2 protein-coding genes are annotated in these 2,124 nt (G+C 72.6%); both read right to left on the bottom strand.

What is annotated here, in order from left to right:
* Positions 1 to 1,397 (bottom strand): methyl-accepting chemotaxis protein (locus ACFOWE_RS30980; RefSeq protein ID WP_377294126.1); only part of this gene is annotated, 1,397 nt, incomplete at its 3' end.
* 136 nt (positions 1,398 to 1,533) lie between these two features.
* A partial coding sequence (locus ACFOWE_RS30975; protein WP_377294124.1) for an EAL domain-containing protein occupies positions 1,534 to 2,124 on the bottom strand: 591 nt, incomplete at its 5' end.

Genomic DNA, 2,124 nt, shown 5'->3' with positions numbered 1-2,124 from the left:
GCGCTGATCTCGGCGATCGCGGTCACCGCGCCCTCGGTGTCGGCCTGGATGGCCTCGACCCGCTTGGCGATGTCCTCGGTGGCCTTGGCGGTCTCCTGGGCCAGGTCCTTGACCTCGCCCGCGACGACCGCGAAGCCCTTGCCCGCGTCCCCGGCCCGGGCGGCCTCGATGGTGGCGTTGAGCGCCAGCAGGTTGGTCTGCTCGGCGATGGAGGTGATGGTCTTGATGACCGAGCCGATCTCCGCGCTGGAGGCGCCGAGCTTGGCGACGATCTCGTTGGTCGAGGCCGCGGCCGTCACCGCCTGGCCGGCGACCTTGGCCGCCTCGCCGGCGCTGCTGGCGATCTCCTTGATGGAGGCGCCCATCTGCTCGGCGCCCGCCGCGACGGTCTCCACGTTGCCGGAGACCTCGCCGGCGGCGGCGGTGACCACCCCGGCCTGCACGCTGGTCTCCTCGGCGGAGGCGGCGATCTGGGTGCTGGTGGCGGTGAGCTCCTCGGCGGCGCCGGCCAGCGAGTCCGAGGAGGTGTCGATGGTGCGGACCGCGGTCTGCATCGCCTCGGCGGCCTCGTTCAGCGCCCCGGCCATCTCGCCGAGCTCGTCCCGGTTGCGCACCGGCACCCGGACGGTCAGGTCGCCCGCGGCCATCCGCTTGAGCGCGGCGGCGACGGCCCGCACGGGCCCGGTGATCGACCGGGAGACCAGCAGGCCCGTGCCGAGGCCCCAGACCAGGCCGACGGCCAGGACGACGATGACGAGGACGCGGGCCGAGTCCACGGTCTCGCCGAACTTCGCGCTGGCGGCGAGCTCGTCGGTCGCCTCCTTCATCGTGGCGCCGATCCGCTCCTCGTAGGCCTTGCGCAGCTCCCGGTTGGCGCCGAGGGCGGCCTCGATCGCGGCCTGCTTGTCGGTGGCGTAGAGGGCGAACTCCGCCGACAGGGCGTCGCGCCAGGCGTGCACGCCCTCGGTGATCTCCTCGACCTGCGCGGCCTGCTCGGGCGAGCCGGCCGCGGCCTTGGCCTGCGCCAGGCCGGCGTCGATCGCCTCGAAGCGCTCGAGCGTCCCGCTGCTGAACTCGGGGTCGCCGGTCAGCAGGAAACCGCGCTCGTCGTTGGCGGCGGCCTTGGCGTCCACCGCGGCCCGCTGCAGGCCGGTGATGAAGGGCACGGCCTTCTCCAGCTGCCGGTCGTGCTCGTCCTGCAAGGTGCCGATCTTCGACAGCCCGGCCAGGCCGGTGGCGAGGGCGGTCAGTCCCAGCACCGCCATCAAGATCAGCATCTTGCCGCCGACCTTGCGGTCGGCCACCAGGCGCCAGACGTTCCCTGCCACGGTCGTACTCCTCGGCCCTCCGCCCTCGGGGGCGGTCTCGATGATGCGGGTCATCCGGTAAATCGGCATGCCCGCACCCCATCTGAGGAGTACGGGCATGCCCTGATCACTTTTTCCGGACGGACGGGAGCCGGCATGGCCCGGACCGGGAAGGAGCCGTCGTGCCGGGGTTCCGGACGGCCCGCCGGACCGGGTCCCCGATCCGTCAGCCGGCCAGCAGGCCGGCGACCTGGCCGGAGCGGCCGGACTCGCCGTCCAGGAGGGAGTCCAGGGCCGAGGCGGGCACGGGCTTGCTGAACAGGTAGCCCTGGCCCAGCGGGCAGCGCATGTCGCGCAGGAACTCCTCCTGCTCGCTGGTCTCGACCTTCTCCGCGACGGCCGGCAGGTCCATGCTCTCGCAGAGGCCGATGATCGCCCGGGTCAGGGCGTTCCGCTGCCGGGAGGCGGTGTCGCTGCCCGACTCGTACGCGGTGAAGGCCCCGTCGATCTTGACCACGTCGACCGGGAGGTGCTGGAGGTAGGCCAGCGAGGAGTAGCCGGTGCCGAAGTCGTCGATGGCGATGCGCACCCCGTGCTCGCGCAGCTCGTGCAGGTAGGCGATGACCTGTTCGATCTCCTGCTGCCCGGTGGCGAGCAGGGCGGTCTCGGTGATCTCCAGCACCAGCGCCCGGCCCGGCAGCTCCGCGTCCGCCAGCGCCTGCAGCACCGTCGCCACGAAGTCGGGGCGGCGCAGCTGCATGGCCGAGACGTTGACGTTCACCGAGATGCCGTACCGCTCGTACCAGCGCCGCGCGTC

This window comes from Planomonospora corallina, assembly GCF_042650625.1.
GTDB classification, from domain to species: domain Bacteria; phylum Actinomycetota; class Actinomycetes; order Streptosporangiales; family Streptosporangiaceae; genus Planomonospora_B; species Planomonospora_B corallina.
This window is presented reverse-complemented; position numbering and strand designations above follow the sequence as displayed.